Below are 23,474 nucleotides of genomic sequence, written 5' to 3'. Positions count from 1 at the left end.
GCGAATAAGTAGAATTTTCGGAAATTCTTTGAAATCATATTTTTATTTTATCACAACTAATGAAATTGTTTTACTTTTAAGGGTTCATGCTTTCCTGGAACTTTTCAAAAAAGAGGTCAGCTTCTTCCTGTACAAATTCTTCTTCGACTCTATCAGGGAGTTTGGGCAATTCAGCGATGTTTTTTAATCCAAAATAATCAAGAAATTCTTTTGTGGTCCCGTATAGGTATGCTCTTCCTGTACCTTCCGCCCTTCCAACTTCCTTTATAAGTGCTTTCGTCATTAAGGTATGGAGCGGCCTTTCTGTTTTTACACCACGAATCTCCTCTATTTCTGCACGTGTGATTGGCTGTTTATAAGCGATGATAGCCAATGTTTCCAAGGCTGCCTGAGACAAAGCAGAAGTATTAGGGGAGTCAACTAGTCTTTTAAGATACGCTGCATTTTCTTTTTTTGTTGCAAGCTGATAGGTGCCAGCGAGCTGGACAATCATAATGCCGCGATTCTTATCTATTTCATATATTTGTCTTAATTCTTCTATTATTTCTCCTGCCTTGAGTTCTTCTACCTCGAGGACCTCGGCCACATGCTTTAACGTAAGCCCCTCGTCACCCGCAGCGAATAAAAGACTCTCTAAGATACTGTGCCAATTAACTATTTCCAAGCCCTTCTACTCCTTCCTTAACTGCATGAACAAAAATATCTCCAAAGTTTTCATGTTGTTCTACGTCTATTGCTTTTCTCTTGATAAGCTCCAATACTGCCAAAAATGTCACAACGATATGTTCTTTTGCAGCAACGGGAAATAAATCGAAAAAGTTTTTTCGTCCTTTTATATGCTTTAATTCATTCATAATTTCTGTCATTCTTGCCTCTATGGATATTTCTTGTCTGGCAATTTTTGTAGCCATTGGACGTTGCAGCTTTTTCCTGCGTAATAGCTTTTGAAAAGCGGCCAGCATGTCGTATAGAGTAACATTTAATTCAGTCTTATCCTGCTGTTTGTCTTTTTCAAAATCTGAAAGGTCACTCGGGGGTTTCGTATACATGAGTCCTCGTTCTTCCTCGAGCGACTTTAAATCAAGAGCAGCATCTTTATATTTCCGATACTCAATTAACCTTTCAACTAACTCGTCCCGAGGGTCTTCTTCGTAACTAATGTCGGAATCTAAATCATCCAATTCCTCTTCATGCTTGGGTAATAACATTTTACTTTTGATGGCTAATAAGGTTGCGGCCATTACGAGAAACTCGCTGGCTATATCCAATTTAAGTTCTGACATTGTTTTTATATAGATTAAGTATTGCTCAGTAATTTGGGCAACAGGAATATCGTATATATCAATTTCAAGCCGATTTATTAAATGGAGCAATAAATCCAATGGACCTTCAAACGCATCAATTTTTACATTATAGTGTATCATCTTTCACCAGAATCCTTGAAGTATATTTCATATTTATGACTATTACTAGTATAGAGGAATCAAATAGGTTATCCAATAGGAAAATGAATTGGCTTCGCTATTTATTGAAAAATTGATGTTTGCCCATAACACTGGACAAGGACTGTACATATGATGAGAGTGAAAAGAATAACAAAACATATAGGAGGTTTTGACACATGTCTGATGGATGCGGTTTCGGAGGCGGTTTTGCATTAATCGTGGTACTATTTATTCTGTTAATTATCGTTGGTGCTTCTTGGTTCTAAGTTAGAGATTAAATCCAAGCGAGCCCGCCTATCATAGGCGGGTTTTTCCCATAGGGGAATACTGAAGAAACATTGATTATGTGCTACACTGTACATATCTAATCAATTAGGGGTGATTTTTTGTACCCAGCGCAGTATATTGAATTTTTAGCCCATTTTAATGGAGACAGAGATTATTTTGAATGCCATGAGATACTAGAAGAGTATTGGAAAGAATCTAACGACAAAAGTAAAGATTCTACTTGGGTAGGCTTTATCCTTTTAGCGGTTTCAAGGTACCATCATCGACGAAGAAACTTTAATGGCGCTAAACGTACATTGGAAAAAGCGATAAAAATCTTTTCTGGCCATGATCGGGAGTTAAACCTTCTTGGATTGGATTGTGATCTAATTTTCCCTTTGCTTACAAAACTGTTAGCGCAAGCTGCAAATGAAGAAAGCTACCAAACCATTACATTGCCGATTTCTGATCCCCTACTTTTAGAAGCCTGCATAAAGGAATGTGAAAACAAAGGGTTTAACTGGGGACAAGAAAGTAATTTTGATGATGAATCTATTATTCATAGACATATGTTACGAGACCGTACTGACGTTATAAAAGAACGAATGAAAGCGCTGATGAATAAAAAAGGCAACGAATAATTTTTCGTTGCCTTTCTATTATAGGGTTAGCAAAAATCACATTTTTCAACAAACGGTGCAGTATTATTATTAGCTGTTATATTCTTTTCTGGATACAAATCCTTCAAGGCTTTAACCATTCGTTTCCCCACCCCTTGATAGCGGTGTGAGGGATTGACAGAAATGTGTTGAATCATTATGGAAGAATCATGTTCATTCATTTGAACCCCAATAAGTCCGATAATATCTTCTTCCTTCCATAGAAAAAGCTGCAAGTTTTCTTCTGTTTCATACTCCTTAATGGTTAACTGGAGTTTCTTCAAGTCCTTTTCAGTTGGCATAAAGGACAATAAGCCCATGGCTATTTTTTCAAATGTTTTCTTATAACGAATTAACATAATAGCTCCCTCATTATATTAAATAAACCCAGATTAGGGGATAGTATATTTTTTCTAACCATCTTATATAAACAGTTTTCTCTATAATATGTAGTCAAATTCGTAAAGTGTTTCATTATTGTCAATCATACATAATAATTGTTTATCTATCAATCCCAATTAGCATTATTATTTTGGTACAATAAAAACCCAATAAATAATCCCCCATAGCAGGGCAAGTCCAACAAGGAGACTAAAAACCGTCCAATTACTTTTCTTCATGAGAAATCCTCCAAATGTAATTTGAAGATAGCGTACATGTTGTCATTCTACACTATATTTAAAAAATAATCCATTTAAGAAACAAAATAAATAAACTGCCGCATTGCGGCAGCTAATTTATTTTAAGGGAAGATCTAACCGAAGCAGATCTTGATACGTTTCTCTTTTAACGACAAGAGTTGCTTTGCCGTTCTCTACAAATACGACTGCAGGGCGTGGTATTCGATTATAATTGTTTGCCATCGCATATCCATATGCCCCTGTGCAAAATACAGCCAAAAGGTCATCTTCCTCTGTCTCTGGGAGTGGTAAATCCCAAATCAGCATATCACCTGATTCACAGCATTTACCTGCTATAGAAACCTTTGCAGTCGCTTCGGCTAAAGGTCTATTTGCCAAAACAGCTTCATACTTAGCCTGATAGAGAGCAGGTCTAATATTGTCACTCATTCCACCATCAACAGCTAAATATTTTCTAACTCCTGGAACTTCTTTCGAAGAACCTATTTGATATAGAGTCGTACCTGCGTCACCAACAAGTGAGCGTCCAGGCTCTATCCAAATCTCTGGCATTTCCATGGAGTATTGCTGTATCAATCTCTTCACTTCTTTAATAATTTCACTAACATATTGTGAAGGTAACAATGGCTCATCTTCACTTGTATAGCGTATTCCAAAACCGCCGCCAAGATTTAAAACCTTAGCTTCAAAATTTAACGTATTTTTCCATTGATTCATTTTGCCAACAATTTTATCAGCTGCGAGCAAGAAACCAGTTGTTTCAAAAATTTGTGAGCCAATGTGACAATGCAGACCTAAAACATCAAATTGCTTAACCCGAAGTGCGTTCATTAATGCCTCTTCGGCTTGTCCATTTTGCAAATCAAATCCAAACTTAGAATCTTCCTGCCCTGTTAAGATGTAATCATGTGTATGCGCTTCAATGCCAGGTGTTACCCGAAGCAGAATGCTGATGGTTTCACTTTTTTCAAGACAGATGGTTTTCAATAGATCTAATTCATAAAAATTATCAACCACGATACAGCCAATTTTGTGATCTAACGCCATTTCTAATTCTTCTCTACTCTTATTGTTTCCATGAAAATGAATTCTCTCAGATGGAAACCCTGCAGCGATTGCCGTATATAACTCTCCACCAGATACAACATCAAGCGATAGACCTTCTTCTTCCGCCAGTTGAAGCATGGCAATCGTCGAAAATGCCTTACTTGCATAAGCGACCTGTGCTTTCACGTTTTGCTCTTCAAATGTCTTCTTAAATCCTCTAGCTCGTTCCCTCATTAATGATACGTCATAAACATAGAGAGGTGTTCCAAATTGCTCGGTCAACTCTACTGCATCTACTCCGCCTATTTCCAAATTCCCCTTGCCGTTTACGCCTGTTGTCCCGTAAAAATACATTTCCTTCCCTCTCTCCGTAAAGACTCTTTATTAGTGTATGGTGCGTACTTTAAAAAAGTTATAATAAATAGACAGGATCCAGAAAGGATACTGCCTATTTTAGCTTCTTATCCTTTTATATGGGCTCTTTTCTTAAACTTTGTTGCATTTTGGGATAAAATTAAATAAGAAAAGAGCCTGCAAACTAAATTCTTAGTGCAAAATAGCTATTTCCACGTTAAAATCGGCTTTAAGATTTTAACAACACTCTTTAAGAAAACAAACTTTATACAATTAAAAATACTTTAGCATAACCTTTTGCATTCCGCAATAAGTTATTGTTCACCCGGCGGTTGACGGTATCGATTCCTCGGATGTACGATACTAGGCCGAAATAACGACCCGGGAACTGCACGGCGGAAAATAATTTGTAAAAATCCCTTAGGCTCAAAAGGGAGAAATGGCCAAAAATATGGAGTATTAAGGGCACGTGTTGTGACTAAATGAATAAACAACAGAGTAGCGCCGATTACAAAGCCCGGTGTATGGAAGATTGCCACAAGAATTACTAGAATCATTCTGGCTATTTTATTTGCAACACTTAGCTCATAGCTTGGTGTCGTAAAGGAACCAATACCAGCAACAGCAACATATAGGATTACTTCTGGAACAAATAATCCAACATCGATAGCAATCTGGCCAATTAACACGGCAGCAATTAACCCCATTGCTGTTGAAAGAGGCGTAGGAGTATGTATTGCTGCGATTTTTAAAAACTCCAGCCCGAAATCTGCTAATAAAATCTGTAGTACAATTGGAATATTGGTATGCTCATTTGGTCCAATAAATGAGAGCCTTTCTGGCAGCAAGGATGGTTCTAACACAAATAACATCCATAATGGAAGCAAAAATATCGATGTTAAAATACCTAGAAATCGAGACCAGCGTACAAATGTACCCATAACAGGAGATTCACGGAACTCCTCTGCATGCTGTACATGATGAAAATAAGTGGTTGGTGCAATAATTACACTTGGTGAGGTATCAACATATATAACCACATGCCCCTCTAAAAGATGTGCTGCCGCTACATCAGCACGTTCTGTATACCTGACTAATGGATAAGGATTAAATCCTTGTTTTAAGAGAAACTCTTCAACTGTTTTATCTGCCATCGGAATGCCATCAACACTAATCGCCTTTAGCTCTTTTCTAATGATATTGACTAAATCCGGGTCTGCAATGTCATTTATGTAGCCGATCGCTATATCTGTTTTTGAACGCTCACCGACCTTCAGTATTTCAAACCGCAATCGTTCATCCCGAATTCTTCTTCTTGTTAAAGCCGTATTCAATACAATATTTTCTACAAAACCATCCCGAGAACCTCTAACGACTTTTTCTGTATCTGGCTCTTGGGGGCTACGGCCAGGATAACTTCTGACGTCAACAGCCAGTGCAGTATTTGCACCTTCGACAACAACAACGATTAGACCAGACAATACCTGGGTAACCATTTCATCAAGTGTTTTTACCGGCTGAACAGACTGATTCACGAGCCTGTTTTCAACTATTTTAAAGAGGTCCGTTGATAACTTTTCATGGTCGTTTATTCTAACAAGTTCTTCAACTGTTTCTATAATAAATTGAGTATCACATAATCCAGTAATCCAGTAGAAGTGCACATCTTTTTTGAGAATTTTTAACTTGCGAACTCCAAAGTCAAAACTAACCCCTAAACCGACCCGCTGTTTCATATAATGTTCAATTTCTTGTAGCGATTCAGGTATCGGCCATGCGTGTTCTTTCTCTCTCGTCACGAAATCCACTCCTTTCGAGTATTAACTCTACCGCTTTTTTCGTAATAGGTGCCCCTCGTTCATAATGGTCACGCCGCGACATTTTTCCCACATCTCCGATTCCGACGATTATGGGAACATCTAATTCATCAAGGCAGTAAACCGTATCACCATTTAATCTTCCAATCTCTAGCTCTGGGATACCGTGTTTATCTACGCCATATGGCGTTAACTCACCATCCCGGTCAATACTTACATCTATTCTTGTCCACTCTGCTTGATGGGTTTTTGAAGCAACAGCAATAATTCCTAAAACTTCAATATCCTTATGGGTGGCTACATACTTTAATGCCCGTTCGCCTGCACCTTCACCAACAAGTCCACTATCATCAAACATAACTAATACTGGATCATTAACAGCCTTTTTAATTAGTTTCACGATCTCCTCCCCTGTTAGAGCAGAAGGATTCCCATGAGACTGCGTAATACAACGCCCTCCCACTTCACGAGCAACAATTTCTACTGCCCTCTTTGCATACTCGTCACCATCAGTAATTAATATTACCCGCCTTCGAATACTCATTCCTTGGATGTCCTTTCTTAATCGAAATGCGAAAGTCGCCTGCTTATCGGCTTTTGACCTCGAGCCGATGGCGCCTAGAGGCTGACGTTAATGATGAACAAAATAGACCCATTGAAAAATTGACCCTGCAATTTTCCCTAAAACGATTGCCATGATTAGAATAATAATTTTCCCATCAATCCCCAGCCTCTTTGCTAGGACAGGGAATACATTTAATGCCTCTGTTAACCCTGCGGCTAACATCCCAACAAAAACTCCTCCAGTTAATCCAAGAGGCACCATAAAATATGGACTTATCCCTAAGACAGGATCTCTTAGACTCCCAGCTATCCCTGTTAATGCCCCCAAAACAACTGCCCATTCGTAATGCCGAATCATTTTCATTGTCTTTGTTAATTGCGTAAGTCTCGGGATAATACCAAGAACTGTTAAAAAAGCAACAAATCCAGAACCAACTGCTAATCCTCCTGCAAGACCGATAAACATGACAGCAAGTACTTTAATCGTCATTGGTTCGCTTCATACTTTCCTTATTTTCATGAATGATGACATAGTTATCTAGGTCCATTTGATAGTTAAACATCTCTACTTCCAGGGGACTTGGTTCTTCGTTGATTCTTTTTTGAAACACATGATTAAAAAATAAAATCATCCCTAGGCCTAACCCAACTGAATAGGGGATTTGAAATATCCATGGCTTGGAGTCTTCCACTCCAGTAATGATTTTGTATAGCTTTTCTTGAACACTCCGCATACTGACATCGTCATGAAAGTTCATAATTGCCATCGCAGAACCAAAAAATAATAAAAACCAAATAAGGATGAAGAAAGGTAACGACATTTGCTTTTTCTTTAATATGACTTCTACAATCGTTTGAGCTGGTCCAATGGTTTGGACATCGGCATTCTCGATTAATGTGGAAATCAATTTAATAACTTTCATAACATCGATAATGACAATATTTCTGTCATGAATAGATATTTGATGGACTTTTAATTTTTTTAACATAGTGATTATGGTTTCTGGTGCAATGATCTGTGCTATGTCGTCTAAATAGATAATTTCCTCCGGTTTAGCCAGAACACGATTCCGCATGCGGATGTAGATTGTTTTTTCCAAAACATTCACTCCCCACACATTAATTTACTTGTATAACTAGTATGAGCAAAAAATCTTTCTTTACTAAAAAAAGAACAGAAATACCCAAAATCGCCGGCTTATTGTTACGATAATTTGAGGAGACCAGATTTATCGGTACTATCCCAGGCCAATTGTTACCGTAATTTGAAAATCCATGTTTATCGGCCCATTTTTAGCTGTACACAGCAAAAAGACCGTAGGATCATCAGAGATCCATACGGTCTTTCATTTGTTGTAAAATCTTTTTTTCAAGCCGGGAAACTTGAACTTGAGATATTCCCAGCCTCACTGCTACTTCCGATTGAGTCTGATCCTTATAATATCGTAAGTAAACAATGAGACGCTCACGTTCATCCAACTCCCGTATTGCTTCTTTTAAGGCGATTTTATCGAACCATTTGCCTTCGTTTCCGTCATCGATCTGATCTAATAAAGTAATTGGGTCTCCATCATTTTCATATACTGTTTCATGAATGGATGATGGCGTCCGACTTGCTTCCTGAGCGAGTATAACATCCTCCGGCGACAGCTGCAGGTGCTCTGAAATTTCGTTAACAGTTGGAATTCTTCCATATGTCTTCGATAATTCATCTTTCGCCTTTCGAATTCGATTTCCCATTTCCTTTAATGAACGGCTTACCTTTACCGTTCCATCATCACGTATAAACCTTTGGATTTCACCAATAATCATTGGAACTGCATAGGTAGAAAATTTCACATCATAGGAAAGATCAAACTTATCCACTGATTTCAGTAATCCGATACATCCAATTTGGAAAAGATCATCCGGATCATATCCCCTATTTAGAAACCGCTGGACAACGGACCAAACAAGACGCATATTTTTTTCAGCAATTAGGTCTCTTGCTGCTTGGTCTCCGTCTTGGCTTTTTTTAATCAATTCCTTCACTTCATGGTCCTTTAAATACGTTTGCGCTTTATCTTTTTTGACCTCCACATCCATTGGCAAGTCTCCTTAATTGCATAGCATTTTGCTTGTGTGTAAATGCTTTTTTAGTCTTACTTCGGTTCCTTTACCTGGTTGTGTGAGAACCTCAACCTCATCCATGAAATTTTCCATGATAGTGAATCCCATACCAGACCTTTCTAAATCTGGCTTCGTTGTAAATAATGGCTGTCGAGCTTCTTCCACATCTACAATTCCTAATCCAACATCTTTAATTGAAATATCCACTAAATTATCCTCAATTGTTACTTGGATATAAACAATTCCATCCGGGTCATTTTCATAACCATGTATAATGGAGTTGGTTACTGCTTCAGATACAACAGTTTTAATTTCAGTAAGTTCATCCATAGTAGGGTCAAGCTGTGCGATAAAAGCTGCAACCGTGACACGAGCAAATGATTCATTTTGACTTAAAGCACTGAATTGAAGATTCATCTGATTCTTCATCTCAGGCCACCCCCAATCTTTGCAATGCAAATTCTTCTGTCGGTTCTAGCTTGATAATCTTAAACATCCCCGACATATCGAATAAACGTTGTATTGCTGGGGAAATTGCACAAACGACCATTTCACCATGCACCTGCTTTATTTGCTTGTACCGCCCTAAAATGACTCCTAATCCCGAGCTATCCATAAAAGAAAGCTGTTCAAGATTTAAAATTATATGACGAATTTCATTCTTTTCTATTGCATGAGCTGCCTGTTCCCGTAAATCGTCGGCAGTATGATGATCTAGTTCACCACTTAAACGCAGCAATAAAACATCATGTTTAATTTCCATTTCAATGTTAAGACTCACTATATCCTAGCCTCCTTCATCTGGTATAGTGAGTCAATTCGTTACCGTAAGGACAATCTCCTTCTCTCAAGACAAAACTAGTTGATATTTGCTAAAAAAAGTAGGTATTCGACACGAAAAGCGGAAGCACCGTGCTTATGATCCTGCTTTTGTGAACATCCCAAATGCACGTTTATATAGGGTCCACCAGGTTGCTTCTGTTACATTATTTTTGGCAACCAATTCACTTTCAAGGAGTACTTTTCCGTCTTTTACAAACTGGATCGTTCCAACCTTATCCCCTTTTTTTATAGGTGCGTTAAGGTTTTTATTAATTTTTACTTTCCGTGTTACATCCTCAGTCTTTTCGCCTTTTTTAGTAAGTAAAGAAAGTGGCTCGCTTGTTACTGCTTCAACTTTTTTGTCTTTCCCCTTGTTCACGTGGGCATTACTAATTACTTCATTTCGTTTGAACATTGGGTGTGTTTGATATTGAGCGAACGCATAATTTAGCATTTTTGTTACTTGAGCGTTTCTTTCCTTAGAGGTTGGCGCCCCGAAGACCACAGCAATTACACGCATTCCGTCCTTCTGTGCAGTTGCAGTAAGACAGTATTTTGCTTCACCAGTAAAGCCGGTTTTTAGACCATCTACTCCAGGATAAAAGCGAACTAGTTTATTGGTATTAACAAGCCAAAACTTTTTATCGGTGTTTTCACGAAGATACGCTTCGTACATTCCAGTAAACTTTGTTATATCCTCATATTTTAATAGTTCCTTGGCCATAATCGCCATATCATGTGCGGAACTATAATGACCGCTTCCTGGAAGGCCAGTAGTATTTTTAAAAACGGTATTCTTTAAACCAAGTTCTTTTACTTTGTTATTCATCATGTCAACAAAGGCTTCTTCCGATCCGGCAATTTTTTCTGCCACGGCAACAGAAGCATCATTTCCTGAACCAATCGCAATACCCTGAAGCATTTGTTTTACGGTCATTTCTTCTCCAGGCTCAAGGAATATTTGTGAGCCGCCCATTGATGCAGCATACTCACTTGTTCGAACACTTTCATCCCATTTGAGTTTCCCTTGGTCAATTGCTTCCATAATTAGCAGCATGGTCATAATTTTTGTCATACTCGCAGGTGGAAGCTCCTCATTACTATTTTTTTCATAAAGAATCTGACCTGTGTCACGCTCGATTAAAATCGCGGATCTCACATTTTCTGTGATATCAGTACTTTGTTTTTCCTCTGCAGATACGGATGGTATCCAAAGACTTGTTACTAACAAGACTATTACTAGTAAAGAGATATATCGTTTCATTCGCATAACCCTCCATTCTTTATATAGATTCCATTTTTTCCAAATCCAACAACTTTATACAGTATTTACCTGTTAATAAAATAAAAAAGTCCAGGATATTTTCCTGGACCATACTTCAACGTTCTATTCTGTTATTTCTTCGTGAATAAGGATTGGTGCCTCCACTTTACTTGGAGATACAATTATATTTTCATAAAGCATTTCTTTTACTTCGTTGACATCTTCAAAGTTACTATAAATGGTTACTAATGATTCGCCTTTTTTCACTTGATTGCCGATTTTCTTTCTTAAAACAAGACCAACAGCTAAATCAATGACCGATTCTTTCGTTGCTCTTCCTGCTCCTAATATCATCGCAGCCGTTCCTACTTCATCTGCAACAATTTCAGATACATATCCATCTTCTTTCGCTTCTAACTCGAAAGTAAATTGGGCTTGCGGCATTTTAGAAGGATCATCCACAATCGAAGCGTCTCCACCTTGTGAGCTCAGGAAGACCTTAAACTTTTCAAGGGCAGAGCCATCTTTAATAACATTTTCAAGCATGGTGCGTGCTTCTTCTAATGAATTTGCTTTTTCTGCTAAGTAAACCATGTGACTTCCAAGAGTTAAACAAAGCTCTGTTAAATCCTCCGGTCCTTCACCCTTTAAAGTATCAATCGCTTCCTTCACTTCAAGCGCATTTCCGATTGCAAACCCAAGCGGCTGACTCATATCAGAGATAACTGCCATCGTTCGTCTGCCGACATTGTTTCCGATACTCACCATTGCTTTTGCCAGTTCTCTTGAGTCGTCAATTGTCTTCATGAATGCACCTGCACCCGTTTTTACATCTAGAACAATTGCATCAGCACCAGCAGCAATTTTTTTGCTCATAATTGAGCCTGCAATTAGCGGAATACTATTAACCGTTGCTGTTACATCCCTTAACGCATATAACTTTTTATCAGCAGGAGTTAAATTGCCACTTTGTCCAATGACAGCAATCTTGTTTTTGTTAACCAATTCGATAAATTCTTCGTTCTCGATTTCAACATGAAATCCTTTTACTGCTTCTAATTTGTCAATGGTTCCGCCGGTATGGCCTAAACCCCGCCCTGACATTTTCGCAACAGGAACACCCAATGCGGCAACAAGTGGTCCAAGTACAAGTGTTGTTGTATCCCCAACCCCGCCGGTGGAATGCTTATCCACTTTTATTCCTTCTATTTGTGACAAATCAATTTGATCGCCAGATTCAACCATGGCCATCGTTAAATCTGCTCTTTCTTTTTCTGTCATCCCTTGGAAAAAGATTGCCATGGTTAGAGCACTAACCTGATAATCTGGTATAGAACCATCTGTGTATCCATTAATAATATATTTTATTTCTTCAGTAGTCAGTTCCTGCCCATCTCTTTTTTTCTCAATTAAGTCAACCATTCTCATTTTAATCACCACTTTTATAAGATTATACCGCTATGCTTTTAACAATTTCTTTAATATATAATAGAAAGTTTGCTTTTACTCTTTCGGTTGTTTCAATAACTTCTTCATGTGATAAAGGCTGATCTAGAATTCCAGCAGCCATATTCGTTATACAAGAAATCCCCAGGACCTTCATCCCCCCATGGCGGGCAACGATGACTTCAGGGACTGTTGACATACCAACAGCGTCGCCTCCAAGTGTTCTAACCATTCTAATCTCAGCTGGAGTTTCATAGACTGGTCCTGAAAATCCGAAATATACGCCTTCTTTCACATTAATATTTAAGCGGGATGCAACCTCTTTTGCTGCATTGCGTAATTCTTTTGTATAGGCTTCTGACATATCAGGGAAACGGGGACCAAATTTGGAATCATTGGGACCTATTAAAGGGTTAGCTCCTGTAAAATTAATATGGTCACTAATAATCATAAGATCTCCTGCTTCAAAACTTTCATTGACCCCGCCTGCAGCATTCGTTACGATTAACATGTCCACACCTAATTCTTTCATCACTCGGACAGGGAAGGTTACTTTGTCCATACCGTACCCTTCGTAAAAATGGAAACGACCTTGCATCGCAACCACTTCCACTCCCTCCAAGACTCCAAAAACAAGCTGTCCGGCATGCCCTTCAACTGTTGAAATTGGGAAATCAGGGATTTCATTGTATGGTATCCTTACAGGATTCTCAATTTCATCCGCTAGAACACCAAGACCAGAGCCTAAGATAAGTCCGATTTTTGGTGTATTTGAATATTTCTCTTTTAAAAAGCCTGCTGCATTTTGGATTTTCTCGATATTCATATTCATACCCCTTTTATATTAGATCATTTAAAAAGCTTTTTCCGTAATTAGGCATTTTCACTTTAAAGTTATCTGCAACCGTGGCTCCAATATCAGCAAATGTTTCTCTAATAGGAAGTTCTTTACCCTCTGACATTCTCTTCGAATAGACAATGAGTGGGACATATTCACGTGTGTGGTCCGTTCCCGGTGCTACTGGATCATTTCCGTGGTCAGCTGTAATGATTAACAAATCGTCTTCTGTTAACTTTGCAAACACTTCGGGAAGGCGTGCATCATATTCTTGTAGTGCATTCCCATAGCCTTCTGGATCGCGGCGGTGTCCATATAGTGCATCAAAATCAACTAAATTTAAAAAACTCATTCCCGTAAAGTCCATATCCAGTGTCTGTACAAGCTTATCCATGCCATCCATATTGGAAATCGTCCTTAAAGACTGGGTAACTCCCTCTCCATCGTAAATATCTGAGATTTTTCCAATTGCAATGACATCTAATCCAGCATCTTTCATCTCATTCATAACGGTTCTATCAAATGGTTTTAATGCATAGTCATGACGATTAGCTGTTCGCTTAAAATTACCCGGTTCTCCCAAGAATGGACGAGCGATAACGCGGCCGACCATGTATTTTTCATCAAGTGTTAACTCACGGGCAATTTTACAGATCTTATATTGTTCTTCAATTGGAATGATTTCTTCATGTGCAGCAATTTGAAGCACTGAGTCTGCAGAGGTATAGACAATCAAGGCTCCTGTTTTCATATGTTCTTCCCCTAGTTCATCCAATATTTCTGTTCCACTAGCGGGTTTATTGCCAATAATTTTTCTGCCTGTGCGTTCTTCTAGTTCTGAAAGAAGCTCATCTGGGAATCCTTCAGGGAATACACGAAATGGCGTTTGAATATTCAAACCCATTATTTCCCAGTGACCTGTCATAGTATCCTTGCCATTCGATGCTTCCATCATTTTTGTATGGTATGCTAAGGGTTTTGAGGCTTTTTCAATCCCTTTAATTTCGCGGATATTGCTTAAACCTAACTGACCCATGTTTGGCATATGTAGACCGTTCATTCTTTCGGCAATATGTCCCAGGGTATCTGCACCTTTATCGCCAAACTTATCTGCATCTGGTGATTCACCAATTCCAACAGAGTCCATTACGATTAAAAATACTCGTTTATATGTATTAACTGCCATTCTAGTCTGCCTCCTTTTTCTTTTCCATTTAAAACTTTCTAATTAATAAAAATAGATTACCCTTAATAAAATAGGATTATTATGCACTTTTATTCACAAAAAGTCAGAAGTCTGACCTCTATATTTTACTAAACTATTATAAAATTACAAGAAAAAGCTGCCAATAATTTTGGCAGCTTTTCGACACTTTTAAATTATATGTGTAACTACTATCCTATTAAGCTCTTGGATGGAATTTGCTATAGACGTCCTTTAACCTTGTCTTAGTTACTTGGGTATATATTTGGGTTGTTGAGATATCAGCATGTCCCAACATTTCTTGGACTGCTTTTAGATCTGCACCGTTTTCCAATAGGTGTGTTGCAAACGAATGGCGAAGTGTGTTCGGTGTTAACTCACTCTCAATACCAGCCTCTTGAGCAAGCTTTTTTAAAATTTTCCAGAATCCTTGACGTGTTAACCTTTTTCCATGATGATTTAAAAATAATGCCCGTTCAGCGTGATTTTCTTGTAGAAAATTCACTGAGTGATTTTCCTGCAGAAAATTCACTGAGTGATTTTCATTTTTAGTAACAAAATTGGGTCTTCCTTTTTCAATGTAATCCTTTAATGCCACAGCTGCTGTTTTTCCAATTGGTATGATTCGTTCTTTATAATTTTTACCGCTGACGGTGACAAAACCCAACGTTACATTTACATGGTCTATATCAATTTGAATAAGCTCACTAACCCGAATACCGGTAGCATAGAGAAGCTCTAGCATTGCTTTGTCCCTTAAACCAAAATGCCCTTGTCCATTGGGAAAATCTAATAGTTTTTCAACTTCCTTTATGCTTAAAACCTTTGGCATTGACCGCTCAGACTTAGGAGGATCAATAAAGACAGAAGGATCCTGATTCGACACCTGTTCACGCAGCAGAAACTGATGATAAGCGCGAATAGAAGCAACGTGCCTAGCCAAGGTTTTTGTGGATTTTCCTTGCTCCTTCAAAAAAGAAAGGAAATGGATAATATGAGCCCGCTGGACTTGATTATATGATTCAATCGCTTCCACGTTTTTCAAGTAGTGAAGATATGTTTTTAAATCTCGTTCATATGATAGCAATGTGTTTTTTGCCACTCTCTTTTCAACGAGTAAAAACTGCATAAAATTTTTTAAATAATCATCCATTGAAACTACTCCCCATTTAAGTAAAACAAAATCAGCCGATCCAGCCAAATTGGATTCTCGTCTTTATTTAATGTTGAAACCTTTAAAGCAGATCCTTGCGGTGAATCATAACGGTGATAATTTTGGTACTCCTCATTTACCCACATAATACCATAGTAAAAGAGTATCGTACATCCAGTGAATATGATAAAAACCTTTAAGGTTTGAAGTGCAATTTTAATAAAAGTAAGCATTTACCTTCCCCCAAACAGTTTAGCCTACTTAAAGATATGCCAATTTGTCCAACTTTTATACCTAGAGTTCCAATTATGCAGTAATAAATTTTGGGCAAGTTTGTTAGAAAGAAAAAAAGCCCTTTTTTATAAAGGACTTTTGGCTATTATTCTGCAGATTCCTCAGTTTTCACTTTATCCTGGCAGCGATAGCAGATGCCATGAAACGTTAAACGATGATCTTTTATATTAAAATTCCATCTGCGCTCGACTACAGCTTCTACATCTTCAAGAAGATCTTCTTGGATTTCATCCACCGCTCCGCATTCAATACAAACAAGATGATGATGAAAATGTGCTGCCCCTTCTTGGCGAAGGTCATAACGCGAAACTCCATCACCAAAGTTAATTTTATCAACAATTTTCAATTCAGTTAATAATTCAAGTGTACGATATACAGTTGCCAATCCAATTTCAGGCGACTTTTCCTTAACGAGGAGGTATACATCTTCTGCACTTAAATGATCCTCTTCATGCTCTAACAAAACCCGAACGGTTGCTTCACGTTGAGGTGTAAGCTTATAGCTTGATGAATGCAACTGCTTTTTAATTCTCTCAATCCTTGTCTCCATCCCGAAGTCCCTCCCTCGCCGCTGCTATTCTCATTATAACAGATGAGAAAGAGGTGTCAAAATAAAATTATTATAAACAAGAGTTTAAAATATATATTATATAATAATAATTATAAATTAAGTGAACCCATCATCGATTTCATCAACCATGGTGACACATAAGCTTCCACTCCTGAAGCGGCAGAAATAAGAACTACAGCAACAATGAAGACCAGAATATAGTTTTTAAAAAATGGTAAAATCGGTTGTCCATAGGCCTTAAAGAATTGTTTTTTTATCATTCTCATTGAGAATATAACAGATAAAGCAGCCATCAAAATGAAAACGGGAATGATAATCAAATTTTGTGGCAGAATGGACACAAATGCAAGCAAAAAACCCTTCAAGCCTAATTGACTAACTAAGAAACCAACTGTAAAACCTACCACTAGACCTTTTATAAATAAAACAATTAGGATTACCGGCAGCCCAATAATTGAAATTCCTAAAATCCAAATCAGCCCAATAAACTTACTGTTATGAAGAAAACTTTGTGCAAATAAATCATTATTCTCGGCTACTTTTCCGTTTTGTATTTGTCCAAAAAATTGTGATAAATAGTAAAATAAATCCTCTTTTTGGGTGATACTCATACTATTTACGACAATGGCTCCGAAGATGACACCCATTAAAAATAAAATAACAATAAATAAAAAAATCGAGGAATGCTCACGGAAATAACTGGCGGCATCGTTCTGGTACAATCGCTTCTTCATCTGCAGTCCCTCCTACTTCTCCTAATCGGTTATTACATTTTATGCCTTTCTAGTAAATCTATGACGATAAATTAATAGATTTGTTTTTTTAAAAGAGGAGATGTGGTTTAACGCTGATATAATTAGTTAATGCCGATATATTTGAGCTAGCGCTGATATATTCACTTTCAGGTTTATTCGTGTCTGTAACATTCAAAAACCTGACAGATTTAGTGAATCCGCCAGGTTAAAAAATAAACATATTAAATTTAGTCTGCTATTTTTCCGTACTTTCCGCCGCCGCCTGCTGTTAAAGTCACTTTACCTTCTCTTGCATTCATAATCATATCAGCAATCTTTGGTGGGACGACTTCGGTCAATGCCTGATATGGAACTTCATGCAATATAGCCATTTCTGAACCAAAATGATTGACGAGCTTTTCAAGTAATTTTGGTCCTAAGCCCGGTATAAACTCCAGTGGAACTTGGTGAATATAGGGAGGACGTTGATCTGGACTCTGATCGGCTGTCTTCAACTCAAGAATTCTATCGGCAACCCCTTTAATAATCTTATTTTTTCCACAAAGAGTACATATTTGGTCTTCCTCATCGGCAGGATGGGAACAGTGTGCACAAACAGTTTTGTGATACTTACCTAGGAGCGGGTCTAACCCGTAATTCGCTAATATGTGTCGACCTTCATCATTTTTCAATGCCTTTCCTAATTCTAAAAATGAAGGTTCTTTCATCAATACTACCTGATATTCACGGGCAATTTTGGCAAGGGAGTGAGCATCTGAGTTTGTCACAAATGTATAATGGTGTAGTTCTTTAATCTGGTCTGCCATCCTTGTATCCGAGCTTAATCCAAGCTCAATACCATCAATCAAAGCCGGGTCAAATACTTCAGTTAAAGATTTATTGACACCTTTACCGTATAAGCTTTTAAATGGTGTAAACACATGAGCCGGAATAAATAAGCCGCCTAGTTCTTTTACTTTTCTTTGCAATTCAATACCTGTTACGTAAATCCGCTGCGAACTCAGCTGGACATTTTTTAAATGTGCAGCCAGCCAATTAGAGAACTCTCTCATTATGGCGATAGTAGGAAAATAACACAGGACATGAATCGGACCATTGCATTGTTCATCATAGATTTCTAACTCTGAACCGGGGATTACGGTTAAATCTCCGAATGCTAAGCCGCCATCCGGATGTTCAACCATGTCTCCACTTGAAACTAGGCTTTCCATTTCAAGGATTACTTCTGGTGAGTGGCTGTCAATAATTCCAATCATATTCAGCCCTTTTTCATGCCGGGCATGTTCTATGATATTGGTAAACGTTAATGATTTAGCACCTGTTATTTTTACAGGCTTGCCTGTCCAGGTTCTTCCGATGTGAATATGTAAATCTACATAATAGCGTTTCATTTATTTTCTAGTGCCTCTTGAAGCTGTAAGTATTGGACTGCATAAGCAGTTTTAGCGTCATAAATTTTTTGTTCCTTTATATATTGAATCGCTTGATCCAGTGTTATTTCCTCAATGTTTACAAACTCATCTTCATCAAGCATTGCCGCATTTTCTTTTTTTGTTAGTCCACTTGCTACAAATAGATGTACGATTTCATCTGCGAATCCAGGTGATGTATAGAACGAGATCAATAGCTCCAAACTTTCACAAGCATATCCTGTTTCTTCCTCTAATTCCCGTCGTGCACAGAGAGCCGGCTCCTCGTCCTTTTCTAACTTTCCTGCTGGGATTTCTACGATTGTCCGCTCAAGAGCTTTACGGAATTGTTCGACCATAACAATTTTTTTATCATCGGTGATAGCTAAAACAGCGACTGCCCCTGGATGTTTAATTATTTCTCTTTTTGACTGTTTCCCATTCGGAAGTTCAACATCTTGAAGATGCAGGCTAATAATTTTCCCAGAAAAAATTTCTTCGCTTTGTATGGTTCTTTCATGAAGATTTGTCACCAAATTCAACTCCTGTTCTAATTCGCTATATGCTGCTCATACATTTTACCATACATTATTTGGAGGGGTATGGATGAAGGTATACGTGCATGATAAGGGAATTATTCTTGTAGGTAAGGGATGGCAGATCATCCAAAAGCTAAAAGAATACAATAAGGATTATTCTACCGTTGCCGAATGGGTAGAAAAAGTCGCCGGTAAATAACCTTTCCGTTTGTAGTCTTCCCCGGACTTGCGTAAAATTATATAAAAAGACGGGGTGATAATTGTTGAAAAAAAGAAAACTGGGAAGCTCAGAATTATCGGTTACTGAATTAGGCTTAGGCTGCATGTCGATCGGTACAGAGGAAAAAAAAGCACGTGAGATAATCGAGACTGCATTAGAAGAGGGTATCAATTATTTTGATACTGCTGATTTATATGATTTTGGTGAAAACGAAAAAATCGTCGGGGCTGCTTTAAAGGATGTTCGGGAAAAGGTTATTATCGCGACAAAGGTTGGGAACCGCTGGCAGCCAGATAAATCAGGCTGGTCTTGGGACCCATCCAAATTGTACATAAAAGAAGCTGTAAAACAAAGTATAAAACGGCTAGGTACTGATTACATTGACCTTTATCAACTTCATGGGGGAACAATCGAGGATAGAATCGACGAAACGATTGAAGCATTTGAGGAATTAAAATCGGAAGGCTATATCCACTATTATGGAATTTCATCAATCCGCCCAAATGTTATTCGTGAGTATGTAAAGAAATCACATATTGTCTCTGTCATGATGCAATATAGTATCCTAGACCGGCGTCCGGAAGAAGAAGCATTGCCGTATCTGCATGAGCATGGAATCAGTGTTGTAACCCGTGGTCCTCTAGCAAAAGGGCTGCTTAGTGATAAAATGCTAGAAAAGGTGTCTCCAAAAGGATATCAAGACTATAGTCAGGAAGAGCTGCTTGAGGTGTTACCGATCTTAAAGGATCGACTTGCTCCACGACGCTCTTTTACGGAAATTGCTCTTCAATACAACTTGGCCCACTCTGGTGTTGCCACAGTCATTACTGGAGCGAGCAGTCCAGAACAAGTCAGAAACAATGCTAGGGCGGTAAGAAGCCAGCCCCTGACCAAAGAAGAAGTAACACTGATTAAAGAGATTTCAAAGGCAGGGATATATAGAGAGCATCGCTAAAATAGGAGAGCCCTTGGCTCTCCTATTTAAATTCCTTCCAGTTCATGCCGCTCTCGTTCAGCAGCTCCTCAAATGATTTATTTTTTTCTTTTAAGCGGCGTTCCTCACGTTTCCGCTGCTCTTCTTCCGCTCGTTTACGCTCTTCTGCTGCCTTCAACTGGTCCTGCTGTTCTTTTAACTGCTTAATTAATTCCGGATTAATCATATCTTTAAGCGTAACCGCTGCTTCTTCTTTTTTTGGTTTAGATTGATTTTTTTGTTTCAATTTCTTTTTCATACTAAATCCCCCATAATCATTATTCCATATGTATTATAGCATTATTTTTGATACAAAAAGCAGGCTGTTGATCAGCCTGCCATACTTTTTAATAAGCTTCTAGAACCACGTTTTCATCCACTGTCAACGTTGCTTCTGTTGAGGTGACAACATCTTCGATTGTAAAGCCTTTTGCTACTTCAATCAACTTTAATCCTGTGTCCGTTACATCCATGACTGCACGTTCTGTAATAATTCGGTTAACCACACCCTTACCGGTTAACGGCAGGGTACATTGTTTTAAGATTTTTGATTCACCGCGCTTGTTCACGTGCTCCATGATGATAATGATCTTTTGCGCTCCATGGACTAAATCCATGGCACCGCCCATTCCTTTTATCATTTTACCTGGTATCATCCAGTTCGCTAGATCTCCTGTTTCAGAAACCTCCATCCCGCCAAGGATCGCTAGGTTAATATGTCCGCCGCGAATCATAGCAAATGATTCAGCACTATCAAAATAAGAAGCACCGCTAATTGCCGTAACCGTTTCTTTTCCTGCATTGATTAAATCCGGGTCTACCTCTTCCTCCGTTGGATATGGACCAATTCCAAGTAATCCATTTTCCGATTGCAGCACAACTTGTTTATTATCAGAAATATAATTGGCAACCAGCGTCGGCATACCGATTCCTAAGTTCACATAAAAACCGTCTTCAATTTCTTTCTCTGCCCTTATTGCAATTCTCTCTCTAACAGAGACCATTGCTTTCTCTCCCTCCACCAATCTATTTTCTAACTGTCAATCTCTCAATCCTTTTTTCCTGCTTACCTTCTATAATCATCTGAACGTAAACACTTGGAGTGTGGATAAAATTCGGATCGAGTTCTCCAATTTCACAGAGTGTCTCCACTTCGGCAATCGTTACTTTACCAGCTGCTGCTATCATCGGGTTAAAGTTTCGTGCTGTTTTGTGGTAAACAAGATTTCCCATCTTGTCTCCCTTCCATGCCCTGACAAAACTAAAATCAGCTGTCAATGCTTCCTCTAGCAGATACTCTCTGCCATTAAAAACTTTTGTTTCCTTGCCATCAGCAATCGGTGTACCTACCCCGGCAGGCGTGTAAAAGGCTGGTATACCAGCTCCGCCTGCTCTTATTTTTTCAGCTAATGTACCTTGTGGTGTTAGTTCTACTTCAAGCTCGCCTGCTAAAACCTGTCTTTCAAACTCCTTGTTCTCCCCCACATAGGAACCGATCATTTTTTTTATCTGTTTATATTTTAAAAGCGGCCCAAGACCCCAATCATCAATTCCACAGTTATTGGAGATAACTGTTAAATCCTTTACGCCCTTATCAACCAATGCTTGGATTAGATTTTCAGGTATGCCGCACAAACCGAACCCGCCGACCATTAACGTCGCTCCATCTTGAATATCTGCAACAGCTTCCTGGAAGGATGTACTGATCTTCTTCATCGTGCTCGTCTCCTCTCATTGTAGGCTTAAGCTAGCTCAACTACCGTTGCTACCCCTTGGCCGCCGCCGATACAAAGTGTTGCCAATCCCTTTTGAGCGTTTCTTTTCTTCATTTCATGAATTAGCGTAACGAGAATTCTAGCACCGCTTGCACCAATTGGGTGACCAAGAGCAATAGCACCGCCATTTACATTTAATATCTCTTTATTAAAATGAAGTTCTCGGTCAACTGCCAAAGATTGGGCAGCAAATGCCTCATTCGCTTCAATTAACTCAATCTCTTCCATAGAAATTGACGTTTTTTCCAGTACTTTTCTTACTGCCGGAACTGGCCCGATTCCCATTATGCTTGGGTCAACACCAGCGCTTGCATTCCCTTTAATGGTTACTAACGGTTTAATCCCCAGTTCATCCGCTTTTTTACGGCTCATCACTACTAAAGCTGCTGCACCATCATTGATTCCCGAGGCATTTCCAGCAGTTACACTGCCATCTTTTTTAAATGCTGGACGTAATCCACCGAGTTTCTCTGCTGTTGTCCCTTTTTTCGGATATTCGTCTGTATCAAAAACAATTGGATCCCCTTTGCGCTGAGGAATAACGACTGGAACAATTTCATTTTTAAATTTTCCTTCTTCAATTGCTTTAGAAGCCTTTTCCTGACTCCATGCTGAAAATTGGTCCTGTTCGTCTCTAGTAATGGAATATTTATCTGCTAAGTTTTCAGCTGTAACGCCCATATGATATTGGTTAAAAACACATGTCAGTCCGTCACCTGTCAACGTATCGATTAATTTTTGATCACCCATTTTAAATCCTTCACGGGCATTTTTTAACAGATAAGGTGCTTGGCTCATATTTTCCATACCCCCAGCAACAACAATCTCCGCTTCTCCTGCTAGAATTGCCTGTGTTGCAAGGTGAACAGCCTTTAAACCAGAACCACACACTTTATTAATCGTCATAGATGAAACACTTTCAGGTATTCCTGCGCCAATGGCTGCCTGTCTAGCTGGATTCTGACCAAGTCCTGCTTGCAAGACATTACCTAAAATAACTTCGTCCACTTGCTCCGGCTTGACTCCTGCTTGTTCTAGAGCCCCTTTGATAACCGTTGCTCCTAATTCTGGCGCCGATACATTTTTCAAACTCCCGTTAAAATTACCTAGTGCAGTACGAACTGCGCTAACTATTACTACTTCTGTTTGACTCATTATTTTCCTCTCCTTTTAGCACTTTTTCCTTTACTATTTCGAGTGTGAACGCAGAAAACCCTCTTATTTTGTCAAAATTTCTATTATTCTTGAATTTCAAAATTCAGCACCTCTACAATGAAGGTATGAGGATTGAAGGGGGAAAATGATGTT

29 protein-coding genes are annotated in these 23,474 nt (G+C 38.6%); 4 read left to right on the top strand and 25 right to left on the bottom strand.

Annotation, left to right across the window (positions count from 1 at the left end; translation table 11 throughout):
- Positions 1–76: 76 nt before the first annotated feature.
- Both scpB and ACN6MT_RS13750 read right to left on the bottom strand, forming a co-directional pair.
- Positions 77–664, bottom strand: coding sequence for an SMC-Scp complex subunit ScpB (scpB, locus tag ACN6MT_RS13755; protein WP_034677272.1), 588 nt, complete (start codon positions 662–664; stop codon positions 77–79).
- Complete coding sequence (locus tag ACN6MT_RS13750) at positions 651–1,424, bottom strand: segregation/condensation protein A (RefSeq protein ID WP_419956233.1); 774 nt, start codon at positions 1,422–1,424, stop codon at positions 651–653. Before ACN6MT_RS13750 ends, scpB begins: the two co-directional genes overlap by 14 nt.
- A gap of 197 nt (positions 1,425–1,621) precedes the next feature.
- Here ACN6MT_RS13750 and ACN6MT_RS13745 point away from each other — a divergent pair, with 197 nt between their 5' ends.
- Positions 1,622–1,711 (top strand): YjcZ family sporulation protein, encoded by a 90-nt coding sequence (locus ACN6MT_RS13745; RefSeq protein ID WP_063251248.1) that lies wholly within the window; start codon positions 1,622–1,624, stop codon positions 1,709–1,711.
- A gap of 120 nt (positions 1,712–1,831) precedes the next feature.
- A complete protein-coding gene (locus ACN6MT_RS13740) occupies positions 1,832–2,353 on the top strand; it encodes a DUF309 domain-containing protein (protein ID WP_419956232.1) in 522 nt (173 codons plus the stop codon).
- A 26-nt stretch (positions 2,354–2,379) separates the two neighbouring features.
- Here the strand turns inward: ACN6MT_RS13740 and ACN6MT_RS13735 are convergent, their stop codons facing one another.
- The 19 genes from ACN6MT_RS13735 to ACN6MT_RS13645 all read right to left on the bottom strand — a co-directional run bounded on the left by ACN6MT_RS13735 (position 2,380) and on the right by ACN6MT_RS13645 (position 19,192).
- Positions 2,380–2,730 (bottom strand): GNAT family N-acetyltransferase, encoded by a 351-nt coding sequence (locus ACN6MT_RS13735; protein ID WP_034677320.1) that lies wholly within the window; start codon positions 2,728–2,730, stop codon positions 2,380–2,382.
- A 378-nt stretch (positions 2,731–3,108) separates the two neighbouring features.
- Complete coding sequence (gene lysA, locus ACN6MT_RS13730; RefSeq protein ID WP_034677318.1) at positions 3,109–4,413, bottom strand: diaminopimelate decarboxylase; 1,305 nt, start codon at positions 4,411–4,413, stop codon at positions 3,109–3,111.
- A 314-nt stretch (positions 4,414–4,727) separates the two neighbouring features.
- On the bottom strand, positions 4,728–6,212 hold the full coding sequence (locus tag ACN6MT_RS13725; RefSeq protein WP_419956231.1) for a spore germination protein: 1,485 nt from the start codon (positions 6,210–6,212) through the stop codon (positions 4,728–4,730).
- Positions 6,175–6,774, bottom strand: coding sequence for a stage V sporulation protein AE (locus ACN6MT_RS13720; protein ID WP_419956230.1), 600 nt, complete (start codon positions 6,772–6,774; stop codon positions 6,175–6,177). Before ACN6MT_RS13720 ends, ACN6MT_RS13725 begins: the two co-directional genes overlap by 38 nt.
- Before the next feature lie 87 nt (positions 6,775–6,861).
- Positions 6,862–7,284 (bottom strand): stage V sporulation protein AB, encoded by a 423-nt coding sequence (locus ACN6MT_RS13715; RefSeq protein ID WP_034677314.1) that lies wholly within the window; start codon positions 7,282–7,284, stop codon positions 6,862–6,864.
- On the bottom strand, positions 7,274–7,894 hold the full coding sequence (locus ACN6MT_RS13710) for a stage V sporulation protein AA (RefSeq protein ID WP_034677310.1): 621 nt from the start codon (positions 7,892–7,894) through the stop codon (positions 7,274–7,276). Before ACN6MT_RS13710 ends, ACN6MT_RS13715 begins: the two co-directional genes overlap by 11 nt.
- Before the next feature lie 226 nt (positions 7,895–8,120).
- On the bottom strand, positions 8,121–8,879 hold the full coding sequence (sigF, locus tag ACN6MT_RS13705) for an RNA polymerase sporulation sigma factor SigF (RefSeq protein ID WP_034677308.1): 759 nt from the start codon (positions 8,877–8,879) through the stop codon (positions 8,121–8,123).
- A gap of 12 nt (positions 8,880–8,891) precedes the next feature.
- Positions 8,892–9,332, bottom strand: coding sequence for an anti-sigma F factor (gene spoIIAB, locus ACN6MT_RS13700; RefSeq protein ID WP_034677305.1), 441 nt, complete (start codon positions 9,330–9,332; stop codon positions 8,892–8,894).
- A 1-nt stretch (position 9,333) separates the two neighbouring features.
- The gene (gene spoIIAA, locus ACN6MT_RS13695; protein WP_034677303.1) at positions 9,334–9,684 is read right to left on the bottom strand and encodes an anti-sigma F factor antagonist; all 351 of its coding nucleotides are present in this window, start codon (positions 9,682–9,684) and stop codon (positions 9,334–9,336) included.
- 135 nt (positions 9,685–9,819) lie between these two features.
- The gene (locus ACN6MT_RS13690; RefSeq protein ID WP_419956229.1) at positions 9,820–10,989 is read right to left on the bottom strand and encodes a D-alanyl-D-alanine carboxypeptidase family protein; all 1,170 of its coding nucleotides are present in this window, start codon (positions 10,987–10,989) and stop codon (positions 9,820–9,822) included.
- A 123-nt stretch (positions 10,990–11,112) separates the two neighbouring features.
- On the bottom strand, positions 11,113–12,417 hold the full coding sequence (locus tag ACN6MT_RS13685; protein WP_419956228.1) for a pyrimidine-nucleoside phosphorylase: 1,305 nt from the start codon (positions 12,415–12,417) through the stop codon (positions 11,113–11,115).
- Between the two features lie 22 nt (positions 12,418–12,439).
- On the bottom strand, positions 12,440–13,261 hold the full coding sequence (locus tag ACN6MT_RS13680; RefSeq protein WP_419956227.1) for a purine-nucleoside phosphorylase: 822 nt from the start codon (positions 13,259–13,261) through the stop codon (positions 12,440–12,442).
- A 13-nt stretch (positions 13,262–13,274) separates the two neighbouring features.
- A complete protein-coding gene (gene deoB / locus ACN6MT_RS13675; protein ID WP_419956226.1) occupies positions 13,275–14,459 on the bottom strand; it encodes a phosphopentomutase in 1,185 nt (394 codons plus the stop codon).
- 217 nt (positions 14,460–14,676) lie between these two features.
- Positions 14,677–15,630, bottom strand: coding sequence for a site-specific tyrosine recombinase XerD (gene xerD, locus ACN6MT_RS13670; protein WP_419956225.1), 954 nt, complete (start codon positions 15,628–15,630; stop codon positions 14,677–14,679).
- Between the two features lie 5 nt (positions 15,631–15,635).
- Complete coding sequence (locus ACN6MT_RS13665) at positions 15,636–15,863, bottom strand: YqzK family protein (protein ID WP_034673240.1); 228 nt, start codon at positions 15,861–15,863, stop codon at positions 15,636–15,638.
- A 146-nt stretch (positions 15,864–16,009) separates the two neighbouring features.
- Positions 16,010–16,474, bottom strand: coding sequence for a Fur family transcriptional regulator (locus ACN6MT_RS13660; protein WP_419956224.1), 465 nt, complete (start codon positions 16,472–16,474; stop codon positions 16,010–16,012).
- A 110-nt stretch (positions 16,475–16,584) separates the two neighbouring features.
- Positions 16,585–17,229 carry a stage II sporulation protein M gene (gene spoIIM / locus ACN6MT_RS13655; RefSeq protein ID WP_419956223.1) on the bottom strand — a complete coding sequence of 215 codons (645 nt, stop codon included), beginning with the start codon at positions 17,227–17,229 and terminating at the stop codon, positions 16,585–16,587.
- A 248-nt stretch (positions 17,230–17,477) separates the two neighbouring features.
- Positions 17,478–18,641, bottom strand: coding sequence for an endonuclease Q family protein (locus ACN6MT_RS13650; protein WP_419956222.1), 1,164 nt, complete (start codon positions 18,639–18,641; stop codon positions 17,478–17,480).
- A complete protein-coding gene (locus ACN6MT_RS13645; RefSeq protein ID WP_034673230.1) occupies positions 18,638–19,192 on the bottom strand; it encodes an NUDIX hydrolase in 555 nt (184 codons plus the stop codon). Before ACN6MT_RS13645 ends, ACN6MT_RS13650 begins: the two co-directional genes overlap by 4 nt.
- Positions 19,193–19,265: 73 nt before the next feature.
- On the opposite strand from ACN6MT_RS13645, the gene mciZ reads away from it, so the two are divergent.
- A complete protein-coding gene (gene mciZ, locus ACN6MT_RS13640; RefSeq protein ID WP_082799343.1) occupies positions 19,266–19,397 on the top strand; it encodes a Z-ring formation inhibitor MciZ in 132 nt (43 codons plus the stop codon).
- A 64-nt stretch (positions 19,398–19,461) separates the two neighbouring features.
- Positions 19,462–20,373, top strand: a complete 912-nt coding sequence (locus tag ACN6MT_RS13635) for an aldo/keto reductase (RefSeq protein WP_034673228.1) — start codon at positions 19,462–19,464, stop codon at positions 20,371–20,373.
- A gap of 22 nt (positions 20,374–20,395) precedes the next feature.
- On the opposite strand, the gene ACN6MT_RS13630 is transcribed toward ACN6MT_RS13635, so the two are convergent.
- The 4 genes from ACN6MT_RS13630 to ACN6MT_RS13615 form a co-directional block, all read right to left on the bottom strand.
- The gene (locus ACN6MT_RS13630; protein WP_419956221.1) at positions 20,396–20,650 is read right to left on the bottom strand and encodes a YqkE family protein; all 255 of its coding nucleotides are present in this window, start codon (positions 20,648–20,650) and stop codon (positions 20,396–20,398) included.
- 88 nt (positions 20,651–20,738) lie between these two features.
- Positions 20,739–21,395: a 3-oxoacid CoA-transferase subunit B gene (locus ACN6MT_RS13625; RefSeq protein WP_419956220.1), complete on the bottom strand. Its 657-nt coding sequence runs from the start codon at positions 21,393–21,395 to the stop codon at positions 20,739–20,741.
- Positions 21,396–21,417: 22 nt separating this feature from the next.
- On the bottom strand, positions 21,418–22,107 hold the full coding sequence (locus ACN6MT_RS13620) for a CoA transferase subunit A (RefSeq protein WP_034673224.1): 690 nt from the start codon (positions 22,105–22,107) through the stop codon (positions 21,418–21,420).
- A 26-nt stretch (positions 22,108–22,133) separates the two neighbouring features.
- On the bottom strand, positions 22,134–23,321 hold the full coding sequence (locus tag ACN6MT_RS13615) for an acetyl-CoA C-acetyltransferase (protein WP_419956219.1): 1,188 nt from the start codon (positions 23,319–23,321) through the stop codon (positions 22,134–22,136).
- Between the last annotated feature and the right edge of the window lie 153 nt (positions 23,322–23,474).

The sequence above is a fragment of the Neobacillus niacini genome (assembly GCF_048572935.1).
Lineage (GTDB): Bacteria > Bacillota > Bacilli > Bacillales > Cytobacillaceae > Neobacillus > Neobacillus niacini.
Note: the sequence above shows the minus strand (reverse complement) of the source record. Positions and strands in the feature narration are given on the sequence as shown.

What these genes read in the sequence shown, in the direction of transcription:
- ACN6MT_RS13690 (WP_419956229.1), bottom strand. Translation starts at nt 10,989, where the DNA reads ATGAAACGATATATCTCTTTACTAGTAATAGTCTTGTTAGTAACAAGT.
- ACN6MT_RS13625 (WP_419956220.1), bottom strand. Translation starts at nt 21,395, where the DNA reads ATGGTCTCTGTTAGAGAGAGAATTGCAATAAGGGCAGAGAAAGAAATT.
- deoB (WP_419956226.1), bottom strand. Translation starts at nt 14,459, where the DNA reads ATGGCAGTTAATACATATAAACGAGTATTTTTAATCGTAATGGACTCT.
- spoIIAB (WP_034677305.1), bottom strand. Translation starts at nt 9,332, where the DNA reads ATGAAGAATCAGATGAATCTTCAATTCAGTGCTTTAAGTCAAAATGAA.
- ACN6MT_RS13720 (WP_419956230.1), bottom strand. Translation starts at nt 6,774, where the DNA reads ATGAGTATTCGAAGGCGGGTAATATTAATTACTGATGGTGACGAGTAT.
- lysA (WP_034677318.1), bottom strand. Translation starts at nt 4,413, where the DNA reads ATGTATTTTTACGGGACAACAGGCGTAAACGGCAAGGGGAATTTGGAA.
- ACN6MT_RS13680 (WP_419956227.1), bottom strand. Translation starts at nt 13,261, where the DNA reads ATGAATATCGAGAAAATCCAAAATGCAGCAGGCTTTTTAAAAGAGAAA.
- ACN6MT_RS13620 (WP_034673224.1), bottom strand. Translation starts at nt 22,107, where the DNA reads ATGAAGAAGATCAGTACATCCTTCCAGGAAGCTGTTGCAGATATTCAA.
- ACN6MT_RS13665 (WP_034673240.1), bottom strand. Translation starts at nt 15,863, where the DNA reads ATGCTTACTTTTATTAAAATTGCACTTCAAACCTTAAAGGTTTTTATC.
- ACN6MT_RS13750 (WP_419956233.1), bottom strand. Translation starts at nt 1,424, where the DNA reads ATGATACACTATAATGTAAAAATTGATGCGTTTGAAGGTCCATTGGAT.
- ACN6MT_RS13735 (WP_034677320.1), bottom strand. Translation starts at nt 2,730, where the DNA reads ATGTTAATTCGTTATAAGAAAACATTTGAAAAAATAGCCATGGGCTTA.
- ACN6MT_RS13660 (WP_419956224.1), bottom strand. Translation starts at nt 16,474, where the DNA reads ATGGAGACAAGGATTGAGAGAATTAAAAAGCAGTTGCATTCATCAAGC.
- mciZ (WP_082799343.1), top strand. Translation starts at nt 19,266, where the DNA reads ATGAAGGTATACGTGCATGATAAGGGAATTATTCTTGTAGGTAAGGGA.
- ACN6MT_RS13650 (WP_419956222.1), bottom strand. Translation starts at nt 18,641, where the DNA reads ATGAAACGCTATTATGTAGATTTACATATTCACATCGGAAGAACCTGG.
- sigF (WP_034677308.1), bottom strand. Translation starts at nt 8,879, where the DNA reads ATGGATGTGGAGGTCAAAAAAGATAAAGCGCAAACGTATTTAAAGGAC.
- ACN6MT_RS13630 (WP_419956221.1), bottom strand. Translation starts at nt 20,650, where the DNA reads ATGAAAAAGAAATTGAAACAAAAAAATCAATCTAAACCAAAAAAAGAA.
- ACN6MT_RS13715 (WP_034677314.1), bottom strand. Translation starts at nt 7,284, where the DNA reads ATGACGATTAAAGTACTTGCTGTCATGTTTATCGGTCTTGCAGGAGGA.
- xerD (WP_419956225.1), bottom strand. Translation starts at nt 15,630, where the DNA reads ATGGATGATTATTTAAAAAATTTTATGCAGTTTTTACTCGTTGAAAAG.
- ACN6MT_RS13685 (WP_419956228.1), bottom strand. Translation starts at nt 12,417, where the DNA reads ATGAGAATGGTTGACTTAATTGAGAAAAAAAGAGATGGGCAGGAACTG.
- ACN6MT_RS13745 (WP_063251248.1), top strand. Translation starts at nt 1,622, where the DNA reads ATGTCTGATGGATGCGGTTTCGGAGGCGGTTTTGCATTAATCGTGGTA.
- spoIIM (WP_419956223.1), bottom strand. Translation starts at nt 17,229, where the DNA reads ATGAAGAAGCGATTGTACCAGAACGATGCCGCCAGTTATTTCCGTGAG.
- ACN6MT_RS13615 (WP_419956219.1), bottom strand. Translation starts at nt 23,321, where the DNA reads ATGAGTCAAACAGAAGTAGTAATAGTTAGCGCAGTTCGTACTGCACTA.